Origin of the sequence: Glutamicibacter sp. MCAF14, assembly GCF_052114325.1 — a bacterium.
Taxonomy (GTDB): domain Bacteria; phylum Actinomycetota; class Actinomycetes; order Actinomycetales; family Micrococcaceae; genus Glutamicibacter; species Glutamicibacter arilaitensis.
The window spans coordinates 132537-153491 of record NZ_JBFREO010000001.1 but is presented as its reverse complement, the minus strand read 5'-3'; the positions used below and the strand labels follow the sequence as shown (position 1 = coordinate 153491).

24 protein-coding genes and 1 riboswitch are annotated in these 20955 nt (G+C 59.4%); of the genes, 9 read left to right on the top strand and 15 right to left on the bottom strand.

The genetic code is table 11. The features are described 5' to 3' along the window. Positions 1-246: 246 nt before the first annotated feature. The 4 genes from AB4Y71_RS00755 to uraD all read right to left on the bottom strand — a co-directional run bounded on the left by AB4Y71_RS00755 (position 247) and on the right by uraD (position 3699). Positions 247-1734, bottom strand: a complete 1488-nt coding sequence (locus AB4Y71_RS00755) for a nucleobase:cation symporter-2 family protein (protein WP_013350655.1) — start codon at positions 1732-1734, stop codon at positions 247-249. 123 nt (positions 1735-1857) lie between these two features. After that, complete coding sequence (gene pucL / locus AB4Y71_RS00750; protein ID WP_441717212.1) at positions 1858-2781, bottom strand: factor-independent urate hydroxylase; 924 nt, start codon at positions 2779-2781, stop codon at positions 1858-1860. Positions 2782-2784: 3 nt separating this feature from the next. Continuing rightward, on the bottom strand, positions 2785-3141 hold the full coding sequence (gene uraH / locus AB4Y71_RS00745; protein WP_013350657.1) for a hydroxyisourate hydrolase: 357 nt from the start codon (positions 3139-3141) through the stop codon (positions 2785-2787). A gap of 63 nt (positions 3142-3204) precedes the next feature. Continuing rightward, positions 3205-3699, bottom strand: coding sequence for a 2-oxo-4-hydroxy-4-carboxy-5-ureidoimidazoline decarboxylase (gene uraD, locus AB4Y71_RS00740; protein ID WP_441717210.1), 495 nt, complete (start codon positions 3697-3699; stop codon positions 3205-3207). 324 nt (positions 3700-4023) lie between these two features. Here uraD and AB4Y71_RS00735 point away from each other — a divergent pair, with 324 nt between their 5' ends. Further along, positions 4024-4218: a hypothetical protein gene (locus tag AB4Y71_RS00735; RefSeq protein WP_013350659.1), complete on the top strand. Its 195-nt coding sequence runs from the start codon at positions 4024-4026 to the stop codon at positions 4216-4218. 71 nt (positions 4219-4289) lie between these two features. Here AB4Y71_RS00735 and AB4Y71_RS00730 read toward each other — a convergent pair whose 3' ends face one another. From AB4Y71_RS00730 to AB4Y71_RS00720, 3 genes are all read right to left on the bottom strand, one after another. Further along, on the bottom strand, positions 4290-4586 hold the full coding sequence (locus AB4Y71_RS00730; RefSeq protein WP_441717208.1) for a hypothetical protein: 297 nt from the start codon (positions 4584-4586) through the stop codon (positions 4290-4292). A gap of 3 nt (positions 4587-4589) precedes the next feature. After that, positions 4590-4925 (bottom strand): LuxR family transcriptional regulator, encoded by a 336-nt coding sequence (locus AB4Y71_RS00725; RefSeq protein ID WP_013350661.1) that lies wholly within the window; start codon positions 4923-4925, stop codon positions 4590-4592. 107 nt (positions 4926-5032) lie between these two features. Continuing rightward, positions 5033-6049, bottom strand: coding sequence for an AEC family transporter (locus tag AB4Y71_RS00720; protein WP_441717206.1), 1017 nt, complete (start codon positions 6047-6049; stop codon positions 5033-5035). Between the two features lie 197 nt (positions 6050-6246). Between AB4Y71_RS00720 and AB4Y71_RS00715 the strand changes: the two genes are divergently transcribed. Both AB4Y71_RS00715 and AB4Y71_RS00710 read left to right on the top strand, forming a co-directional pair. Then, complete coding sequence (locus AB4Y71_RS00715; protein WP_441717204.1) at positions 6247-7011, top strand: SDR family oxidoreductase; 765 nt, start codon at positions 6247-6249, stop codon at positions 7009-7011. Positions 7012-7041: 30 nt separating this feature from the next. Beyond that, on the top strand, positions 7042-7419 hold the full coding sequence (locus AB4Y71_RS00710; protein ID WP_441717202.1) for a nuclear transport factor 2 family protein: 378 nt from the start codon (positions 7042-7044) through the stop codon (positions 7417-7419). A gap of 10 nt (positions 7420-7429) precedes the next feature. Here the strand turns inward: AB4Y71_RS00710 and AB4Y71_RS00705 are convergent, their stop codons facing one another. The 3 genes from AB4Y71_RS00705 to AB4Y71_RS00695 form a co-directional block, all read right to left on the bottom strand. After that, positions 7430-7879: an SRPBCC family protein gene (locus AB4Y71_RS00705; RefSeq protein WP_013350664.1), complete on the bottom strand. Its 450-nt coding sequence runs from the start codon at positions 7877-7879 to the stop codon at positions 7430-7432. A 47-nt stretch (positions 7880-7926) separates the two neighbouring features. Continuing rightward, positions 7927-8184, bottom strand: coding sequence for a hypothetical protein (locus AB4Y71_RS00700; RefSeq protein WP_013350665.1), 258 nt, complete (start codon positions 8182-8184; stop codon positions 7927-7929). An 87-nt stretch (positions 8185-8271) separates the two neighbouring features. After that, complete coding sequence (locus AB4Y71_RS00695; protein ID WP_441717200.1) at positions 8272-8733, bottom strand: MarR family winged helix-turn-helix transcriptional regulator; 462 nt, start codon at positions 8731-8733, stop codon at positions 8272-8274. 123 nt (positions 8734-8856) lie between these two features. On the opposite strand from AB4Y71_RS00695, the gene AB4Y71_RS00690 reads away from it, so the two are divergent. Together AB4Y71_RS00690 and AB4Y71_RS00685 are read left to right on the top strand one after the other, a co-directional pair. After that, positions 8857-9858, top strand: a complete 1002-nt coding sequence (locus tag AB4Y71_RS00690) for a pirin family protein (protein WP_013350667.1) — start codon at positions 8857-8859, stop codon at positions 9856-9858. A 17-nt stretch (positions 9859-9875) separates the two neighbouring features. Then, a complete protein-coding gene (locus AB4Y71_RS00685) occupies positions 9876-10208 on the top strand; it encodes a GNAT family N-acetyltransferase (RefSeq protein ID WP_013350668.1) in 333 nt (110 codons plus the stop codon). Here AB4Y71_RS00685 and AB4Y71_RS00680 read toward each other — a convergent pair. From AB4Y71_RS00680 to AB4Y71_RS00665, 4 genes are all read right to left on the bottom strand, one after another. Beyond that, on the bottom strand, positions 10205-11587 hold the full coding sequence (locus AB4Y71_RS00680) for an MFS transporter (protein WP_013350669.1): 1383 nt from the start codon (positions 11585-11587) through the stop codon (positions 10205-10207). The two genes, AB4Y71_RS00685 and AB4Y71_RS00680, sit on opposite strands and share 4 nt — an antisense overlap. Before the next feature lie 22 nt (positions 11588-11609). Next, entirely contained in the window at positions 11610-12353 is a 744-nt protein-coding gene (locus AB4Y71_RS00675; protein WP_441717198.1) for a ZIP family metal transporter, read from the bottom strand. Between the two features lie 62 nt (positions 12354-12415). After that, positions 12416-13771: a replicative DNA helicase gene (gene dnaB / locus AB4Y71_RS00670; protein ID WP_013350672.1), complete on the bottom strand. Its 1356-nt coding sequence runs from the start codon at positions 13769-13771 to the stop codon at positions 12416-12418. A 655-nt stretch (positions 13772-14426) separates the two neighbouring features. Further along, positions 14427-14927 (bottom strand): flavin reductase family protein, encoded by a 501-nt coding sequence (locus AB4Y71_RS00665; protein WP_102598877.1) that lies wholly within the window; start codon positions 14925-14927, stop codon positions 14427-14429. Between the two features lie 93 nt (positions 14928-15020). Then, positions 15021-15137: riboswitch (SAM riboswitch) on the bottom strand. Positions 15138-15512: 375 nt separating this feature from the next. Between AB4Y71_RS00665 and AB4Y71_RS00660 the strand changes: the two genes are divergently transcribed. The 4 genes from AB4Y71_RS00660 (at position 15513) to AB4Y71_RS00645 (ending at position 19290) form a co-directional block, all read left to right on the top strand. After that, positions 15513-17120, top strand: a complete 1608-nt coding sequence (locus AB4Y71_RS00660) for a long-chain-fatty-acid--CoA ligase (RefSeq protein WP_441717197.1) — start codon at positions 15513-15515, stop codon at positions 17118-17120. 15 nt (positions 17121-17135) lie between these two features. Next, positions 17136-17558, top strand: coding sequence for a PaaI family thioesterase (locus tag AB4Y71_RS00655; RefSeq protein ID WP_441717195.1), 423 nt, complete (start codon positions 17136-17138; stop codon positions 17556-17558). A 70-nt stretch (positions 17559-17628) separates the two neighbouring features. Further along, positions 17629-18219: a dihydrofolate reductase family protein gene (locus AB4Y71_RS00650; RefSeq protein ID WP_441717193.1), complete on the top strand. Its 591-nt coding sequence runs from the start codon at positions 17629-17631 to the stop codon at positions 18217-18219. A 6-nt stretch (positions 18220-18225) separates the two neighbouring features. Then, the gene (locus AB4Y71_RS00645) at positions 18226-19290 is read left to right on the top strand and encodes a PQQ-dependent sugar dehydrogenase (protein ID WP_441717192.1); all 1065 of its coding nucleotides are present in this window, start codon (positions 18226-18228) and stop codon (positions 19288-19290) included. Here AB4Y71_RS00645 and AB4Y71_RS00640 read toward each other — a convergent pair. Continuing rightward, positions 19287-20804: an acetyl-CoA hydrolase/transferase family protein gene (locus tag AB4Y71_RS00640; protein ID WP_441717190.1), complete on the bottom strand. Its 1518-nt coding sequence runs from the start codon at positions 20802-20804 to the stop codon at positions 19287-19289. The two genes, AB4Y71_RS00645 and AB4Y71_RS00640, sit on opposite strands and share 4 nt — an antisense overlap. Positions 20805-20955: the final 151 nt, after the last annotated feature.

Below are 20955 nucleotides of genomic sequence, written 5' to 3'. Positions count from 1 at the left end.
ACTTTCCATCAGGCGGGCATGGTTCATCTGGAGCGAGGGTCTAAAATCTTGCTAAATCGCCTATCCCGCCAGCTAACCAGGTGAAGAGTGCAGCGCTGCTAATCGATGGGCTTCCCGCGATGCCGGTTGCTTTGCCAGCCCATATGGGAAAGTGCCGGCAAGCCTTAATCTGCCGACACTTTTCACCTTTGGGAGCTCTCGCTTCCACACCCTGATTCGGGTTCACCGCGCACCGCTTCGGCTCATTCAGTGCCCGGAAAGGTTGGTCGGCTTGGGCACCGGCATCTGAATGGCTCCGGTCTGGATCTTCTCGAATTCATCGGGTGTGACTACCGGAATTTCGTAGCCTTCCTTGTCGATGAGCTTGCCGCCCACGTAGTGGTCGCCCTCGAGCAATCCGCAGATCTCTTCGGTCTTGACCATGCGCGGTGGAGCGGCGGAGAAGACCGAGCTGTTCTTTGTATTCCCGAATTGGAATTCATTGAAAAGCAGGTTCAACAGCACCGCCATGACGGCTGCCGAGGAGATTCCGGAGTGGAAGATCGTCTCAAACCAGGTTGGGAATCCGGCATAGAAGTCAGGCTTCACAATCGGAATGCATCCGAAGGCAATTGATGCCGCAACAATGACCAGGTTCATGCCGTCGTACTTGACCTTGGAGAGCGTGCGAATCCCAGAGGCCGCGACCGTACCGAAGAGCACGATACCGGCACCGCCGAGCACCGGGGTGGGGATGGCGGCCACGACCCGTCCGAGGATCGGGAGCAGGCCGAGCACCACTAGGATGCCACCGCCGGCAGCGACGACGAAACGGCTGGTAATCCCGGTAATAGCCACAAGTCCGACATTCTGCGCAAACGCCGACTGCGTAAAGGTGTTGAAAATCGGGGCCACCGCAGAAGAAGCCATATCAGCACGAAGGCCGTTCGCGATGCGTTTGGAATCGACCTTGGATCCGGCGATCTCTCCCACTGCCAGAATATCTGCGGTCGTTTCGGTGAGAATCACCAGCACCACGATGGTCATGGAGATGATGCCGCCGATCTCGAAAACCGGCATGCCAAAAGCCAGCGGCTGCGGGAACGCGAAGATGGCGCCATGCCCGACCTGGGAGAAATCTGCCATGCCAAGCAGTGCGGCCGCGACGGTGCCGAATACGATGGCCAGCAAGATCGACATCCGTGAAATCGCCGCGTTGCCGACCTTGGAAAGCAGCAGCACAACCAGCAGCGTACCCGCGGCCAGGCCGATATTGGCCAGCGACCCGTAGTCTGGGGCCGCCGCATCCCCGCCCATCGCCCAGTTGGCGGCGACCGGGGTCAGCGAAATGCCGATCATGGTAATCACCACGCCGGTGACAACCGGCGGGAAGAATCGGATGATCCTGGCGAAGAAAGGAGCAATGAGGAATCCAATGAGCGCTGCGGCCAGCACGGCGCCAAACACCGCCTGGATTCCCCCGCTGCCGTTGACGATTGCCACCATGGTGGCGACCGAGGCAAAGGAGGTGCCCTGGACCAGCGGCAATTGGGCCCCGAAGAATGGGATGCCGATGGTCTGCAGGATCGTTGCCAAGCCGCCGACAAATAGGCAGCAGGCGACCAGCAGTCCAACTTCATCTGGCGCCATCCCCGCGGCGTTGCCGATGATCAGCGGCGGTGCAATGATGCCGCCGTACATGGTCAATACATGCTGCAGCCCATAGGCGAAGGTCTTCCCAAAAGGAAGGCGCATGTCTTCAGGCCGGGGGCTTTTGATAGATTCATTGTGCGTAGCGCTCAAGGCTGACCTCCTACGTCAGTCGCTGCCAAAGTGATGCCGGCGTTGCCGCGCCGGCATCACTTCAACGCCGTCAGGTTAGGCAAATGCCGGGATATTGGACCAGATTGGGTGATTCGACTCGGTCTCCTCGCGGGTGATGGTCGCTTCGATCAGCCCATAGGGGCGGTCAGCGGCGAAGAAGACTTCGTTCGGGTTATCCTGCCCGAAAGCGTCCAAATCAACGAGGAAATGGTGCTTGTTCGGCAGTGACATCCTGATCTCGGCTATTTCCGTATGTGCTTCGAGTACCGCCTTGCCCATCTGGAACATGCTCTGCTGCAGTGCGTATGAATGGGTGCTGGCGAAGCGCGTGAGCAAGAGGTTGCGCACCGAGGCGTAGACTCCATCGAAGTCGATGCCCGCTTCGAGGCCCTGATCGGTGTAGCGCCAGCGGGCAGTCACGTCGGTGGCCAGGATGCGGTCTGTGGTTTCCTTCAGGACCGTATATTTGTCCACCGGGAAACCGTGGAATTCGCTGCCCGTGGATTTGAGCACGGTGAGGTCCTCCAAGCCGGCCACAATGGACTTTTTGCCGTCGTCGCCGATTTCCAGCACCGCTGTGCGGACCTCCGACTTGTTCTGCGAGAACGCATGGTCATGGTCGTTGATGCGATCCCAGAAGAACTGCTGGGCTGCCCAGCGGCCTCCGGTGACCCAATCGAACGAGCCGGTGAAGTGCTCACCGAGCTGGAGAAGGAATTCCTCCACGGTGCCAACGCCATTGCGGGCCAGTCCGTAGACGGTGTTTTTCTGGGTGTCGGTGGCAACGACATGTGAATTGTCGCCATCGATGTGGGCCGCGGTGAAGTCGCCATGCAGCTGGCTGGTGACGTTCAGGTCCTGGATCTGATGACGAGGGGTGTCGCGGGTGATCTTGACCAGGCGGACTTCAGCCTTGCCGTATTGATTGGATCCGAGCACGATCTTGGTGTCGGTTGGGGCGGTGGTTTCGATAGTCATTTTCTAACTCCCTCGGTACGTGGAATATGCGAACGGGCTGATAAGAAGGGGTACGTGGTAATGCTCAGCGACATCATTGACGAAGAAGTCGATTGTTACCGCGGGGAAGAAGGTTTCCGTTCCCTGCTTCCCGAAGTAGGCTCCGGTTTCAAAGGAAATCCGGTAGTGGCCGGCTTCAACCTGCACCGGTCCGAGGTTCTTGATGCGGCCGTCCGCATCGGTGGAACCTGAACCGATTTCTTGCCAGCCGGATGCGCTCTTGGCTTCCAGCATGGCCTTGACACCGGAGGCAGGCCTCCCGGTCCCGGTGTCGAGAATATGGGTAGTGATCTGGCTGCGTTCTTCGTTGGCAGCTGGCATGATTTCATCTCCTAGATTTTTGGAGGGCATTGAGGCGTGCACGGGGATGGTCTTGGCACCGGTCTAGTCCTGAACGGAGTCCTTGAGGCGCAGGACAGCAATCTGGCGCAACTGCTCGCCTACTTCGCGAAGTTCATTTTCTTCGTCATTCCCCAGACGGCGTTCGCATTCGGCCAGGATTTCTTCAGTGCTTCGCCCGGCGGCTCGGATGAGGAAGACTCTGTTGAAGCGCTGTTCGTAAGCGCGGTTAGCGGCTTCTAGGCGTTCGGAGGCATCGCCGTCCAGCTTGAGGCTGGCTTGCTCGCCACGGGAGAGGTCCGCCTCCCTGCTCGCTCCAGGGGCCCGTTCTCCGATCCGCGGATGATGGGCCAGTGCCGCGGAAATTTCGCCGGGGCTGAAGGCCGGAACATGCTGGAGCGCGAATGAGGACAGCGCGTGAAGGCTGTGGAAGGGGCGGGCAGAAACAAGTGTGTCGATCCAGCGATCGACGTCAACGCAGGGGCGCAAGAAGTTGGCGGCCTCGCCTGCGGGCAATTCATTGAATACGTCTAAGCGCATCGGGTGATCAGCTCTTTTCAAACGGTCGTTCTTTCCACGGACCTTGGCTGAACACCCTTAACCACCGAATAATCATTTCGGCTTCGACTCGATGCTGGTTTCGTGGAACCTTGTGACACCACTGTAATCCAGCTCACAGCATGGTAGTCAAGGGGAATTGGAAAAATTTTTAACAAGTGTGACTTTAGGCAGGATTCCGTATCGCGGATAAAGAATTTTGCGCATTACTATTGCCAACATCACCATCCGGCATTCATACTGGTTTCACAAAGCAGAAGATTCCTTCCGCAATACGAAAACTTTGAACTGCAAAGGAGGGTCGCAATGACTGCCCTGAACCCGGCTAAAAACAGCTGTCCACCGGAAGGACACCGCCTCATTGCCACCACGGACGCCCTGCGTACCGGACTTTTCCAGTCCATCGAGGGCCTGGATCCGGATATCGTCCGCCAGCCGCGGATTTCCACCGGCTCAGCCTCGCTGTGGAATCGGCTCTTCGGCCAGCATTCAGATCGCTGAGCGATCTTTCCTAGACCGCGTAGAGGCCAACCCCCTGAGGCGTCGGGACTTGGCCTCTACGTCTATGCAACTCACCTGCCCACTGTCCGGGCCCAGCCCTCGTTGAAATCCATGGAGTCGACAGGAGCGGTGCTCGGCGCCGCGAGCATGCCGACAATTGAATCCACCAGGAAATACCCCAGTGATTCCCAATTGCCCTGCTGCGCATCATCATTAACCATGCGTTCGTACTGGGCGCAGATACCCAGGACCATCGGCCCGAGGATCACGGCGCGCGAGCGCAGTACGACCTGAGGGATCCCGGCGAGTTCAGCGCACAACCAGGCCCGCGCCATTTCATCGCTCAGGCCTTCGCCCAATTTTCCCATCCGCTAGCGATCGATTTTGGCGACCGTAAGCAGCACGCTGGAGTCCTCATTGGCGCTGATCTGCAGCCGTCCATCGGGAAGAGCAATGAGATCCTGGTTGCGGCCCTCCCACTGCTGCCCATTGGATGAAACCGTGACCCGGCCTTGCAGAACCAGCAGTGTCGCTTCGCCGGGGTTCAGGTGCTCCTGCAGCTGCGTTCCGGCCTTCAGGCCAATGACGGTTTGGCGCAGCGTGTGCTCATGCCCGCCGAAAACCGTGCTAGCTGCTCGGCCGTTGGCGGTTTCGCCTGCCTCACGCAGCTGGGCGCGGGCGATGGCGGTCAGCGAAAACTTCTTCATCGAATCCCTGCATCTCGTCTCAGGCCCGGTGAAAAGCTCCGGGCCGCATGGCATGTGGTGCTTCAAGACTGTCCGCAGCCGGCATAAAGGTCAAGGAAACTGGGGCGCTACTTCAGCACCAGCTGAGCGATCACCGGCAGGGCGATGACCGACAGGACGCAGGTAATGACAATGGCCACCGCGGTCGGCTCACCGTCGCCGGTGTCATTCTGCGCCATGATATAGGCAGTCGCGCTGACCGGCATGGCGGCCATGAGCACCGCTGCGTTGAACCAGATGCGATCCAGATCCGGGGCGAAAGCAAGCAGCATGGCCACCGTGAGCAATGGCAATGCCACCAGCTTTCCCAGCACCATGACCGCGATTGATGTCTTGGCCCACTTCACGGTGCCTGCCACCCCGACAGCATCAACCGGCGTATTCCGCTTGGCACGAGAACGCGCAATGGTCCGCTTCAGCGACATCCCGATCACAAAGAGGGCACCAGGGGCGGCGGCGGCCGAAAGCGAGTCGACGGTGTCCTCCACCGGCTGGGGTACTGGAACGGCAAAGAGGACTACCGCAGCGCCCGCGAGCATGGCCCAGGTGACCGGACTTTGAATCAGCGCATTGCGGATGGTTCGAGCAATGCGCGCTGGGCTTGATTGGTGCTGGCCTCCAGCTCCACTGGGCAGCAGGATTTGGGCCAGGACAGGGAATCCGAGCATGAAGATGACGTTGTGAACCACCTGGCCCATGCCGGCAGCGAAGCCAGCCTGCGGGCCCATCACGCCCAGGATAATGGGAATCCCAAGATAGGAGACGTTGCCGAAGCTCGTGCTGAGCATTCCTGCCAGCGCCCGCGCACGGCCAACACGCAGCAGGTAGCGGAACCCCAACCAGCAAAGCGCCGCGAACGCCAACGTCGAGGCGACGCTGATCCACAAGAAGGACCCTGGAATACCGTCGCTGATGTCAGCGCGTGCCACTACTTTGTAAAGCAGGGCCGGCAGTGCGACATAGAAGACGAACACGTTGAGCGCCGGCTCCACACCGGGCGGGAACTTGGGCGCATAGCTCGCCGCGTAGCCGATGAGCATGACGAAAAACAGCGGCAGCACACCGTAGAACACGTCGAGGAACACAAGACTCCTTATCAAGTCGCTGGTCCCAGTCGAAGGACGAGCTCTTCAAGACTAGTAGTTTGCGCCTAGTAACCAGTAAATCCGTTGTCTGCTGGGGCGCAACATCCAGAAGAAAACTGGGGTTTACTCCCCCAGCTTCCTAGGATGGGACCACGCGCCTCATTTCCTTTTGCCCCAGAATTTTCCGAGGAGAATTAATGTCCCACGCATCCGAAGTTCCTGCCAGCACACCTACCATCGTGGTTACCGGGGCCGGTTCGGGAATTGGCCGTGCCGCAACCCGGTTGCTGCTGGCGCAGGGATGGAATGTAGTGCTTGCCGGACGCACAGAGGCAAGCTTGCTGGAAACCGCGCAGGAGCACAGCCGCGCCTTGGTGGTGACCGCAGATGTTTCGGATCCCGAGGCTGTCCAGCAGGTATTCCTCGCAGCCCAGTCGCACTTCGGTTCGGTAGATGTCCTGTTCAATAATGCAGGGATTTTCGGGCCTTCGGTGGCGATCGACGAGCTGACGCCCCAGCAGTGGGACGAGGTCTGCCGGATCAACCTCACCGGTGCCATCAATGCCGCCCGCGCTGCCTTCGCGCATTTCAAGGTCCACGGCGGCGGGCGCATCATCAACAACGGGTCAATTTCCGCCCAAACTCCTCGGGTGAACTCGGTGGCATACACCGTCACCAAGCATGGCATCGCCGGGCTGACCAAATGCTTGGAACTCGATGGCCGCCCCTACCGGATCCGCGCCACCCAGCTGGATATCGGAAATACCGCCAGCGACCTGCTCAATGATTTCGGCGCCACGCAAGGTGCGCTGCAGCCTAATGGCGAACGGATGGTCGAGCCGACCTTCCCGCTTCAGCAGGCAGCCGAAGCCATTGCCTATATCGCAGGGGTTCCCTTGTCAGCTTCGGTCAACCAGCTCACCATCACCGCAGGAGGCATGCCGTACATCGGCCGTGGCTAGACTGGTCGTACACCGGAAGGAGGGAACGCCATGCAGGTAGATATCCCGGGGAATTGCGGAAATGCTCCTCGCCACCAGATCATCATTGGGATCATCGAAGCCCTCCACGCCAAGGACCTCCAAGCGCTGCACGAGCGATGCGCTGAGGACGTCCGGTGGGAGATTGCCGGTTCAGGCAAGATTACCGGTTTCGAAGCCATTGCGCAGTGGGCAAAGTCAGGAACGGCAACCGATTCCCTGAAGTTCTCCAGCGTCCTTACCCACGGCAAGGAAGGCAGCGTCGACGGGATTTCCACCGATGATTCGGGAGCCTCGACGCATTTCAGCCACGTCTTCCAGTTCGCTTCAGCTGGCAAGAACGCAAAGCTGAAGGCAGTGCGCAGCTACTTCATCCCAGCTGCTTCCTAGCAGCAGTTATTTAGAAGAACTCGGCGAGCAGGGTTTCGAGCTTGGCGAAAGCGGAGTTCCAGGCCTTGGTGCTTGTTTCGATGACATCGTGAGGCAGCGGGCTCTGGGTAAGGGTGAGCATGGTCTGGCCGGCGAATTCCTTGAATTCAATGCGGGTTTCAATGACCAGGTCCAAGGTCATTTCATGCGGCCCGTCGGCACTGGCCAAGCACTCGTACTCATCGAAGGTGGTGAACACTGCCTTGAGCGGAACAACCGATTCGGGATTCGCGTCCTGGACCATGTGCAGCTCGTGGCGTCCACCGATCTTCGGTTCAAGGACTACGGAATCCTCTGGGACATTCCAGCCGTGCGGACCCCACCATTGGGCGATAATTTCCGGTTCAACAAAGGCAGCCCACACGGCGGTCTTCGGCGCTGAAAATTGTCGGGCGACTACGAGCTCAGTCATGGAATCCATGGGTTCAATATTATCGCGACTCCCCTTGGCAACCTACGTGAGATTGGCTACCGCGAAGGACGGCGAGGCTCCATGCGGCTCACGGTGTACAGGGTTTGGTCATCAGGCTGCGTGCCGGCAGCCTCATGCGCGCGCATCACCTTTACTGCACGGTCCCACTTAATGCGCTCGCGCGGACTGGCAAGGACGCGGCGCTCGGCAGGACCGAAGATGCTCAGCCCAAGGTACTTCAATCGCCAGAAGGCACGATAGCGAGCGCTCAGGCCTGTGGTATCTGAAATGATAGGTAATGGGGATTCATCCATGATCGTCGTCCTCTGCGGTCACAGCTGCTTGCGGTCATCTACGGTTCCATCATACGTCATTAGTTGGTGCACCAACTAAATCTGCCGCTACTCTTTCGGTGCATTTGCACCCGAGGCGATCATCCGGTCAAGGATGCTGCGCAATTCCAAAACGTCGTTTTCCGATAAAGCCAAACGTTCCATCATTTCGCGCGGCACCGCCATTGCCTTTGATCTCAATTCCTGGCCCTTGGGGGTGGGCTGGATGACTACAGCGCGTTCATCGGCCGGGTTTTTCGTCTTCGCCACCAGGCCGGCACCTTCAAGGCGTTTGACCAGAGGGGAGAGCGTACCAGGGTCAAGATGCAGGTGGCCGCTGAGTTCTCGCGCACCCATCGGGCCCTTGTCCCACAGGGCAAGCATCACCAGGTACTGGGGATGCGTCAGGCCCAACGGATCCAGCACTGGCTTGTACGCGGAAATCACCGAGCGCGAGGCCACAGCCAGCCCAAAGCAAACCTGTTTTTCCAGCTTGAGAAGATCTTCGTCGCGAAGAATAGTCCTGTCCACGTTGCTGCAAACTCCTTGAAAGACGCCGATAACGCTTTAACGATCGTACCCCGGGTGAATCTGGCGTATTCCGGTGGGCTAACGGGAGTGGTCACAGCCCTCGAACATGAATAACCTTAGGCCATGAGCAATCTTGAGCACACGCCTGCAGAAATTGATTGCAGGTCTGAACAGTCCCAGGGCGAGGTCGAGATCCTGGAGCCACGCGAAGTGCCGCTGGGCGGCCCGCGAGCCATGACCGTCTTCCGCACCCTGCCCCAGAAGCAACGCAGTCTGATCGGCGCCTGGTGCTTCTTGGATCATTATGGGCCCGATGACGTCAAGGTCACCGGAGGAATGAATGTTCCGCGCCACCCGCATACTGGGCTGCAGACTGTCTCATGGCTTTTCACCGGCCAGATCGACCATATGGATTCGGCAGGATTCAAGGCAACAGTGCGTCCCGGCGAGGTTAATCTGATGACCGCCGGGCACGGTATCAGCCACTCGGAAATCCTGACCGAAGACACCACGATCCTGCACGGAGCGCAGCTTTGGACCGCGCTACCGGATCACGCCCGCGACATGGAACATACTTTTGAGAATTACCGCCCCGAGCCGCTGGCCGGAGCAGGCTGGCGCATGGCCGTATTCATGGGAACCTATGGGATTTCCGGGCAGAGTTCCACCTCGCCGGTAAAGACCCAGACCGAGCTTGGCGGTGCTGAACTGCGCCTGGAACCGAATACCGAAATTGAGATTGCCGTCCCGGCACATCATGAACACGGCATCTTGGTGGATTCTGGAAGCTTGAGTGTGAACGAACACCAGCTCTCTGCCCGGGATCTCGGCTTCGTGCGTGCCGGTTGCAAAACTTTGCGGCTGTCAGCAGGCGATGAGCCGGTGCTGGCGCTGTTGATTGGCGGTGAACCGCTGAATGAAGAAATCCTGATGTGGTGGAACTTCGTGGGCCGCACCCACGAAGAAGTCCTCGCTTTCCGTGCTCAGTGGCAGGCCGAGATCGGAGCGGAACCCGGGGATGCTTCCGAGGATCGGTTTGGCCCCTTCCCGCCGAATACTCCCGCGGCCTTGCCCGCTCCAGCACTTCCTACTGTTCGCCTGCGCCCGCGCGTGAACCCATCCTAGAAAGCAAGGTAAAGACAATGAGCGAGATCAAGCCAGTTTTCCTGCCAGAACGACAGCGCTTCGCCCTGGATGACGAGGGAAAAATCATCGGTGCAGCGCATTTCCACGACTTCGATGGCGCTGCTGGTACCGAACGCATCTTCTTCCACACCACCGTGGATGAAGAATATGGCGGACAGGGCCTAGCAGGCATCATGGTGAAGTTCGCTTTGGAGAACACCATTGCCAGCGGCGCCAAGATTGTTCCGGTCTGCCCGTACGTGAAGTCCTACGTTGCCAAGCACACCGAATACGACCAGCACCTTGTACAGCCAACCAAGGCCCATCTGGAGATCCTGCCGCGAGGCTAATCCTGCACCGCGGGCGCGATTCCCTTGGTTCGCGGCGAGATCACGATCAGTATCAGGATCAGGATCATGCTGAAGCCGAAGACCGAGATGAATCCCATCCCCGTGGCTGCCATTGCAAAAATCACTCCGCCGATGGCGGTGGCGCCGGCATTTCCCAACGAGTCCGCCACCGTCATGGCCGAGGAATTGAACCCCTGCTCGCTCTTGGCCGACAGGGCCAGCATGTTCACGTTCTGGCGCGGGAAGATCATGCCCATGCCGAACCCGCCCACAGCCCAGCCGCACACCAGAACGATCACCGGAGGGTGGAAGATAGCGGTGGCCAGCGCAGTGCCAATTGCCACGCTGCCGGCGAGCGCACCCACGGTGATGCACCGCGAGTTAGAGACCTTCTCCCCCAGCTTTCCTTGCAGCCAGGAGCCGATGGACCAGCACAACGCGGATGCTGTCAGGATCAGGCCAGCACGGTCCGGAGTCAGCTGGTAATCCTCGCGCAGCAGGTAGGGAAGATAGACCTCCACCCCGAAGAATGCGCCGGTCACGAAGATTCGAGTCATCATCGTAGCCGGCAGGCCCTTGCGAATGGTGAACGTGCCTTTGGGCAGCAGCGGTCGGATCGCTACCAGCGCCACGACCAAGGCAAGCAGCAAGCCTGCCAGCGACCAGCTGCTATGCAAATTGCCCAACAAGTTCATGGAAATAACGGCCAGGCCGGTGAGCCCGGCCAGCGCCAGGCGCTTCACTGAAATCGGACCCAATTCGGGATCGCGTTCAGAGCTCATGGATCTGAGGCTGGGGATGATTCCGGCGAAAGCAGCGATCACCAGGATGGCCACACCGGAAAAGACCCAGCGCCAGCCGATATGCACGGCAATCAGCCCGGCCAGCCACGGACCGACCATGGCCGGAATAACCCAGGCGGTAGCAAAGAGGGCAAAGATTTTTGAATGCAGGTGCCCAGGGTACGCGCGGGCAATGAGCACATAGAGGGCCACGGTAATTGCACCGCCGCCGACTCCCTGCAAGATCCGCCCGCCAATCAGCATCTGCATAGTCATCGCTGAACCGCAGATCACCAAACCGATGCAGAACACGGCTACCGCAATGTGCAGCAGATGCTTAGGCCCCCAGCGGTCGGTGATCTCACCTGCAGCGACCATGCCCAGCATGCCACTGGCAATGGGCGCTGCGAAGGCCAAGGCGAAGTAGCGTTCACCCTCCAGCAGTTCGCTGACCATTGGCATCACGGTGGTAACAGCCATGGATTCAAAGGCAACTAGGAATACGAGCACGAACATGCCAAGGGTGGTGGCAAGGTATGGCGGTGCGTAGATTGTCTGGGTTTCAGACGCAGAAGAGCTGCTGCTTTTCAGTGGCATTGAACCATGATCTCAGGTTTGCTCAGCCTCCGGTAACGTGCAGGCTGAAGGCGGCGAGGAATCCCGTGGTGACCAGCAGTCCGGTGTAGTCGTGCTCCGCGGCATAGGCTTCGGGAATCATGGTGTCGGCAATCATCGTCAAGATGCCGCCGGCGGCCACGGCGGTGGCGAAAGCCAGAACCTCTCCGGGCATGGATTCGAGCAGCAGCGCGCCAAGGAACGCAGAGATGCCGCAGCAGATCGCGATCGATCCCCACAGGGCCGCCACCGAGGAGCCTTTTCGCCCCGCGCCTTTCATCTGCGCGGTGCTGGCTAGTCCTTCCGGGACGTTTGAAATGAAGATCGCGATGAGCATGGCCGGGTTGATCGCCGAGCTGGCCACCACGGTCAAGCCCAACGCTACCGATTCAGGAATCCCGTCAATCAGCGCACCGACAGCCAGATCGCTTCCAGCGGATTCATCCGCACCGCCCGTGCCCTTCTTTGCCCGGCGCCGCTTGGTCCGCCAGTCAAGGAGCCGGTTGGCCCCGAAGTACAGCAGGGCACCAGCGATGACTCCGATGAGCGTAGCGGCCAGGCCACCGGTCGTATAGGCCTCCAGCACCAGCTCGAAGGTCAACGCGCTGATTAGCACGCCTGCGCCGAAAGCCATGATGGCGCTGACCCAGATCTTGGGAATCTTCAGCCACCACGCCGCCGCCGAGCCCAGCAACAGGGCCGAGCCGGCCACCGTTCCCCACAGCAAAGCCTGCATAGAATCGAACATGGCACCCACTATAGCCAGCAATCAGCTGGCTATAGTGGGTGCCATGCAAGTCCTGACTGGGATTAACCCTCGTTGGACATGTTGTTGAAGCGCGAGTAGTGGCCCTGGAAGGCCACCGTAATGGTCTTAGTCGGACCTGCACGGTGCTTAGCGATAATTACGTCTGCTTCGCCCGGACGGTTTTCCTTGTCGTAGACGTCGTCGCGGTGCAGCAAGATCACCATGTCGGCGTCCTGCTCGATCGAGCCCGATTCACGAAGGTCCGAGATCATCGGCTTCTTATCAGTACGCTGTTCCGAGCCACGGTTCAGCTGCGAAAGTGCAATCAGCGGAACGTCGAGTTCCTTGGCCAGCAGCTTGAGGTTACGCGAGAATTCGGAAACTTCCTGCTGGCGTGATTCCACGCGCTTGCCCGAGCTCATCAGCTGCAAGTAGTCCAAGACAATCATGCGCAACTCATTGCGCTGCTTCAGGCGACGGCACTTGGCGCGGATTTCCATCATGGACATATTCGGAGAATCATCGATGAACAACGGGGCTTCGTTCAATCGACCCATCGTGGTGGCAATTTTGGTCCACTGGGCATCCTCGACAGAACCCTTGCGCAGATCTTGGAGCTGGATAGATGCTTCGGCGGAGAGCAAGCGCATCGCAATTTCATTGCGGCCCATTTCCAAGGAGAAGAAGACGGTAGCCATATTGTGCCTGATGGCAGCCGAACGGGCGAAGTCCAAGGCGAAGGTCGACTTGCCCACTGCAGGACGTGCGGCGATGATGATCATCTGGCCGCCCTTGAGTCCCTGGGTCAGTTCATCGAATTCGTAGAATCCGGTAGGTACGCCGGTAATGCCGTCACCAGCATTCGCCGCATTCTCAATTTCATCGACCGTATCTTCGATGATGTCCGAGAGGCGCACGTAGTCTTCACTGTTGCGGTTTTCGGCAACCTTGTAAACCTCTGCCTGGGCTTCGTTGACGATGGCGTCAACTTCACCATCTGGCGAATAACCCATCTGGACAATGCGGGTACCTGCGTCGACCAATCGGCGCAGCACAGCACGTTCACGCACGATTTCTGCGTAGTACCCTGCGTTGGCTGCAGTTGGAACCTGCTGGATGAGGTTATGCAGGTATGCTGCACCGCCAATGCGTGAAATCTCTCCGCGCTTGGTCAGCAAGTCGGCAACTGTCACCGCATCAGCTGGTTCGCCGCGACCATAGAGGTCAACAATCGCCTCATAGATGGATTCGTGGGCCGGGCGATAGAAGTCGGTGCCACGGATGGCTTCGACCACATCAGCAATGGCGTCCTTGGAGAGCATCATGCCGCCGAGGACCGACATTTCGGCCTCAACATCCTGTGGCGGCTTACGCCCTGCGTCGGATTCTCGTCCTTCATAAACCGGCTCAGCACTCATTGCAGACACTTCCATCCCTATTGACCCGCTGAGAAAAATTCTCCCTGCCTCATGGCAACGCTCCATCATGTCAGTCGACACGGACATTTGGATATTAAGCGCCTGTGGATATTTCTCTCCCAAAGCCAACAGTAGGGGTGTTATTAACAGGCGTAAACCTCATTATCCACAGAATATGTGGATAACCACGCTGTACCTGTGGACGTCCCTGTTCACTGTCTGGGGAGAACTCTGTGGATTACCCCACTTTGCACCCATCAAAATAGATTTGACTAGGCTTTTTCGGTTTACACACCTGTGGACAGAAAGTATATTCATTGAAGGTCACGGCATCACGCCCAGAGTTATCAACACCCAAAATCACCCAGTTTCCGGGGTTTTTCGCTCCTTGTGCACATTTCCCCACCCCCAGTCCACAGTTCTGTGGATATCCTTGTGGATACTCGAAGTTTCACAAAACCCTTAGTCATCCCGGATTAAATTCATCCGAATACGTCAAAACCGTGAATAGTCCACAATCGGCGGCCCTCGTATCCCAGGGTCCGGTGGATAACTTATTGTGCGTAACGATGAGGCGAACAGGCGCGCGCTTAAAACAAACAGCGCCGACTGGATCAACTAAATGAACCAGCCGGCGCTGAAAGCTAAGAGAGTTTTATACCAGTTCAGGAACTGGCAGCGAGTGGAACTGCGAATCATGGAAGATCTGTGGCAGGTGCCCTGAGGTGCGGTGCCCATGAACTTCCAAAAGAACTACCCAGTGATCGCCTGCTTCGACTTCGTTGTAGATTGAGGTCTCCAGCCAAAGCGTGGAATCGTCAACAAAGAGCGCACCCTGATCTGTGCCGGTGGTTTCGATACCGCGGAATCGATCGCCATTCTTCGAAGCAATCTGCGCGCAAACACCTTCATTGCGTTCACTGAGCACCGAGACACCAATGCGACCAGCGTCGCGCAGCTTGGGCCAGGTGTTCGAGGATTTCTGCACCGCGAACATTACCAATGCAGGTTCAAGGGAAACGCCAACGGTAAACGATGAAGCGACAATGCCGGTCTTCTCGCCGTCCAATTCAGCACAAAGGGCGGCTACGCCCGAGGGATGCTGAGCGAACACCTTGCGTAGGGTCAACGGGTCAAGTTCAAGATTCAATGACATGGCTCGATTCCTTCGGTCTTGCCCACCGCGCAGTAGCTCGTAAGCTAAGGCTTCTTGTTACCCGAAGCCGCTTGAGCTGATATCCCGCGCCGTGTGCGGTACTTGTTCCAGCACATTTTGTGTGGAACCGAATCCTCACCTGGAGCACCCCACTACCGTTGAGAGGGTTGCCGATCAGCAAGCCAGGGCTTATAGCTGATGCTCTTGATTCTGATTAAAACGATATGGCCCATGACGAAGAAGCGTCAAACATTTCACTTCGCAAATCGCAATATTTAAAGAAATGTTCGATTCAACCCATCACTAGCGCGCATTTGGCAGTCTTTTATTCGTTGAATGACGTTGTCGCTAGAACCTTCCGGCCGACGAGCGCAGCAAGGCCCCGCGACCGCCGAATCGGCATGAGATCAGCATTCTTCCGGAAACTAGAGCCCTGCCGCGAATTCCCTACCGCCCACCGTAATGAAACTTGGTTTCTCCGCATGACGCCGAGGTTCATGCCATTATTGGTCACAGAGTGCGTTGAGTCACACTCCTGCTTAATGTTGACCGTACCCGCGATGACGATTGAGGAATAGCCACACCATGGTAGAGATTCAGGCCAACCATTCAGAATTGACCCCACTGCGCTTCCTGGAACGCACCGCCGAGGTCTACCCGAATAAAAGCGCCGTCATCCATGGAACCCGCAGCTATTCCTATAACGAGTTCGAAGCACGAGTGCACCGCTTTGCCCAAGCGCTCAAAGCACGCATTGAGCCCGGTGACCGCGTCGCCGTCCTGGCGCCGAACACTCCAGAGATGCTCATGGCGCACTACGCCGTGCCGCTGGCCGGTGGCGTGCTCATTGCCCTGAACACCCGGCTTTCGGCCCACGAACTGCAGTACATCGTTGATCATTCTGAGGCGAAGCTGATGCTCGCCGATACCGAACTGCTGGAAAACGCCAAGACCCTGCGCCGGGAGAACCCGACGCTGGATGCCCTCATCGAGATCACCGATGACCAATATGACGGAGCACGCCCAAACGTCCAGGTCGATGCCACCCTGGATGAGCTGCTGGCCGAAGCCTCCGATGAAAAGCTTCCCTACGCGATCGCTGACGAACGGGCCCCGATCACCCTGAACTACACCTCGGGCACCACCGGCAAGCCCAAGGGCGTGCTCTACTCGCACCGCGGCAGCTACCTGAACTCCTTGGGCGAAGCGCACCACCAGGGCTTCACCGCACAAACCCGCTACTTGTGGACTCTGCCGATGTTCCACTGCAATGGCTGGTGCACCCCGTGGGCGGTCACGGCGGCCGGTGGCACCCACCTGAGCCTGCGCGGGTTGCGAGAAGATGCTGTTTGGGATGCCATCGAGAATCTGGGGACCACCCACCTGTGCGGCGCCCCGACCGTCTGCTCCATCATCGCCGACTCCACCCGCGCCCACCAGCTCGATTCCCCGCTGCGCATCACCACCGCAGGCGCTCCCCCGTCACCGGCAATCATCTCCAAGCTGCAAAAGCTGGGCATCGAGGTCGTCCACGTCTATGGGCTCACCGAGGTCTACGGCCCGTACACGGTCTGCGAGTACCAGGATGAATGGGATGAGCTCGATGGCCCGGGCCGGGCCGCGAAACTGGCACGCCAAGGCGTTGGCATGATCACCGCCGAGTCCGCGCGCATTGTTGATGAGAACATGAACGATGTTCCGGCCGATGGGCAGAGCATGGGTGAAATCGTGCTGCGCGGCAATAATGTCATGATCGGCTACTACCGCGACGAAGCCGCCACCGCCCAAGCTTTCCATGGCGGCTGGTTCCACACCGGAGATCTGGGCGTCATGCACCCGGATGGCTACATCCAGGTGCGCGACCGTGCCAAGGACATCATCATTTCCGGCGGCGAGAACATCTCCACCATCGAGGTGGAGCAGGCGCTGGCCTCGCACCCGGACGTGCTGGATCTGGCAGTAATCGGCATTGCCGACGAGAAGTGGGGCGAACGTCCGGTGGCTTATGTCATCCGCGCCAGCGGATCCACCCTGGATGCCCAAACGCTGATTGAATTCGCCCGCGAAAAGCTGGCCGGTTTCAAGGTGCCAAGAACCATTCTGTTCCCGCAGGATCTGCCGCGCACTTCCACTGGTAAGGTGCAGAAGAATGTCTTGCGCGCCCAGGTGCTCGAAGACAGCACGTCGAACTAGCCCGAGGATCACCAATTGGAAAACACTGCACCGCGGATTCCCAACAAGACCAGCCGCTTCACCGAAAGCATCGGTTTGGAATTCGACGAAATCACGGCCACGGAAGTACGCGGCCACGCGCAGCTGGACGAGAACCACCACACCCCTTGGGACGTAGTGCATGGCGGCGTATACACCTCGATCATCGAGAGTGCAGGATCAGTGGGCGCCAGCTACGCGGTGGCCGAACGCGGGCAATTCGCCGTGGGCGTGCACAACGCCACCGACTTCCTTCGTCCTTCCACCGGCGCCAGGGTCCTGGTTCTCGCCACCGCATTGTTCCAAGGGCGCACCCAACAGCTCTGGGAGGTCATCATCACCGATGAATCCACCGGCAAGCAGATGTCCCGCGGCCAGCTGCGTACCCAAAATGTGGATTTGCCTGAGAATCGGGCCTAACGGGTTTCCACACTGCGGGCGGAGGCGTACGGTAGGTGGCATCTAACGCCCAGGCTCCAGGAGATTGGCCATGAGTGCGACCTATACATTCGATGTGTTCAGCAGCCTCGATGGCTTCGGCAGCGCCGGTGGCGATTGGGGCGGTTACTGGGGAAAGCAGGGGCCAGAGCTGCTGTCCCGCCGCCTCGATCTCTACACTCCGGCGTGCCGCATGGTTTTCGGAGCCAACACCTTCCGGCTCTTCAGCCGATTCTGGGCGGAAATCGAGAATAATCCCGAGGTAGAAGATGCCTGGGGCGTTGCCCTGCACGACAAGCCCGCCACCGTCATCTCAACCACTTTGGAAGAGCCGCTGTCCTGGCCGAATCCCGCACTGGAACGCGCAGATGCGTTGGAAGTCGTCGCACAGCTCAAGGAAACTTCAGATGTTCCGCTGCGCTCTCACGGCTGCTTGGCAATGAATCATTCCCTGCTGGCAGCGGGTCTGGTGGACTTCATCCAGGTGACCATCTTCCCGGTCCTGACCGGGCATAGCGGCTCCGCACCGGTATTTGGCGGGGTCGATGACTACGATCTTGAATTGGTCGACGCCAAGCTGCTGGACGGCCGGACCCAGGAACTGACCTATCGCCCGACGCGCCATCATCCGGCCCACGCATAGCAAGCGATGAACCGCCTTCTGGGTTCCGGCGTCCTGCTCAGCGCTTTGGTCCTCGCCGGATGCTCCACGCCAACGCCTCCTCCAATCACGGCTACCGAATCGCAAGCTGTTCCAGCACCACTGGCCACCGGACTCGAAGCCCCCTGGTCCATGGCCTACGCGCAGGGCAGCTTGCTGGTCAGCGAACGTGATTCCGGGCGAATCGTGGAGGTTTCGGAGTCCGGAGAACTGCGCGAATTAGCCCGGCTCGATGATCTGGTGGCGACGGGAGAAGGCGGACTGCTGGGCTTGGCCTTCCTCGCCCCAGACCAGCTTTTTGCGTATTCCACCGCTGAATCCGGCAACCGCATCCAGCGGTTCACGTTGCAAGGCAGCGCCGGGAATCTCTCGCTGTCGGCGCCGCGCACCCTGATTGACGGGTTGCCCTCGGCCAGCATCCACAACGGCGGGCGGCTGGCCATCGGCCCCGACGGGATGCTCTATGCCACCGTGGGCGATGCGGGCAACCCCCGGCAAGCCCAGGATCTGCAGCAGCTGGGCGGCAAGATCCTGCGCATGGCACCTGATGGAAGCGTGCCGGGCGATAATCCGTTCGAGAATTCCCATGTCTACAGCTATGGGCACCGCAATGCGCAGGGCCTGGCGTGGAGTGATGATGGCACCATGTACGCCAGCGAGTTCGGGCAGAACACCTTCGACGAGCTGAACATCATCGAGGCCGGCGGGAACTACGGCTGGCCCGAAACCGAAGGGAAAAGCGGCGGAAGCCAGTCGTACATCGATCCGATTGCGCAGTGGTCCCCCTCCGAGGCCAGCCCCAGCGGCATCGCCATCCTCGATGGCACGGCCTACCTGGCGAATCTGCGCGGTGAAGTGCTGCGCGCGGTGGAACTGGAAAAGCCGGCCACCGAGCATGAACTGCTCGATGGCCGGCTCGGCCGGCTGCGCGACGTAATGGTGGATCCTGGCGGCGGGCTGCTGGTGCTGACCAACAACACCGACGGGCGCGGCCAGCCGGCAACCGGCGATGACCGCATCGTGCGCATCGCGCCGGGCCAGGCCGGCGGCTAGCTGGCCGGGCGCATGTCTCCGGTCTCCTGGAAGCGCTGGTGCCACCTCAGGGCTTCGCCCAGCAGGTGCGGGGTGTGCTTGCCGTAGCTTTCCTTGCGTGCACGATCGAAGTAATCCTGCAGCATCGGGCGGTAGTCCGGGTGGGCGCAGTTGTCGATGACAATCTGCGCACGCTGCTTAGGCGAGAGGCCGCGCAGGTCGGCCAGACCCTGTTCAGTAATCAGGATCATGGTGTCGTGCTCGGTGTGGTCCACGTGCGAGGCAAAAGGAACGATGCCCGAGATCTTGCCGCCCTTGGCGGTGGACGGGGACATGAACACCGACAGGTAGCCATTGCGGGCAAAGTCGCCCGAACCGCCGATGCCGTTCATCACGTGCGATCCCAGCACGTTGGTGGAATTCACGTTGCCGTAGATATCCGCCTCGATCATGCCGTTCAGGGCAATGCAGCCCAGCCGGCGGATGATCTCCGGGTGGTTGGAGATTTCCTGGGCACGTAGCAGGATGCGTTCGCGGTAATGCTCCACGTTGCGGTTGAATTCCTCGATGCCTTCGGAGGACAGCGAGAAGCTGGTGGCGGAGGCGAACTCGATGGTGCCGTCCTTGATCAGCTGAAGCATGCCGTCCTGGATGACTTCGGTGTAGGCGGTCAGGCCCTTGTAGCCGCCGCGGGCCAGGCCAGCGAGCACGGCATTGGCGATGTTGCCGACGCCCGACTGCAGCGGCAGCAGCTTCTCGGACAGGCGGCCGGCGCGGATCTCGGAGTCCAGGAAGCCCAGCAGGTGATCGGCGATCTTCTCGCTGGTCTCGTCTACTGGTGCGAAGGGGCTCAACCGGTCCGGTGCGTCGGTTTCCACGACCGCGACGATCTTGTTCACGTCGACGTCCAGGTACTTCTGGCCGATGCGGTCGCGCACCGTGGTCAGGTCGATTGGCTTGCGGTGCGGCGGCAGGGCGGTGCCGTAGTAGATATCGTGCATGCCGTCCATGGCGGCGGACTGCTGGGAGTTGACCTCGATGATGATCTTGTCGGCCATCTCCAGCCAGGTCTTGTTGTTGCCTACCGAGCTGGAAGGGATCAGGTCGCCCTCGGCGGTCACGCCGACAACTTCCACGATGGCCACGTCGATCTTGCCGTAGAAGCCGAACCAGGCGTGCTGGGCGACATGGGACAGGTGGATGTCCATGTATTCCATGTTGCCCTCGTTGATGCGGCGGCGCAGCTCAGGGTCGGACATGTACGGCAGGCGCAGGTTCATGCCTTCGGCCTTGGCCAGCACGCCGTCCAGCTCAGGGGCGGTGGATGCACCGGTGAGCACGTTGATCTTGAAGTCTTTGCCTGCTGCATGCTGGCGTTCCATCTGGGCGGCCAATGCCCCGGGAACGGACTTCGGGTATCCGGCACCGGTGAAGCCGCTCATTGCGACGGTCATGCCCGGCTTGATGAATTCTGCTGCCTGCTCGGCACTCATCAAACGATCGGTAAAGGCCCGGTGGTGAATACGCTCGTGCAAAATAACCCCTTCTAGACTTCCTTGTGACACGGGCCTGTAACCTGCATCTCATCGGAACACTTTAGCCGGTCATTGGCGTGAGTCAGACCTCACTGTGCACGTCTGCGCGATAGGTGGCGCATTTCTCGATGAGGTGGGTTCTATTTGCGCT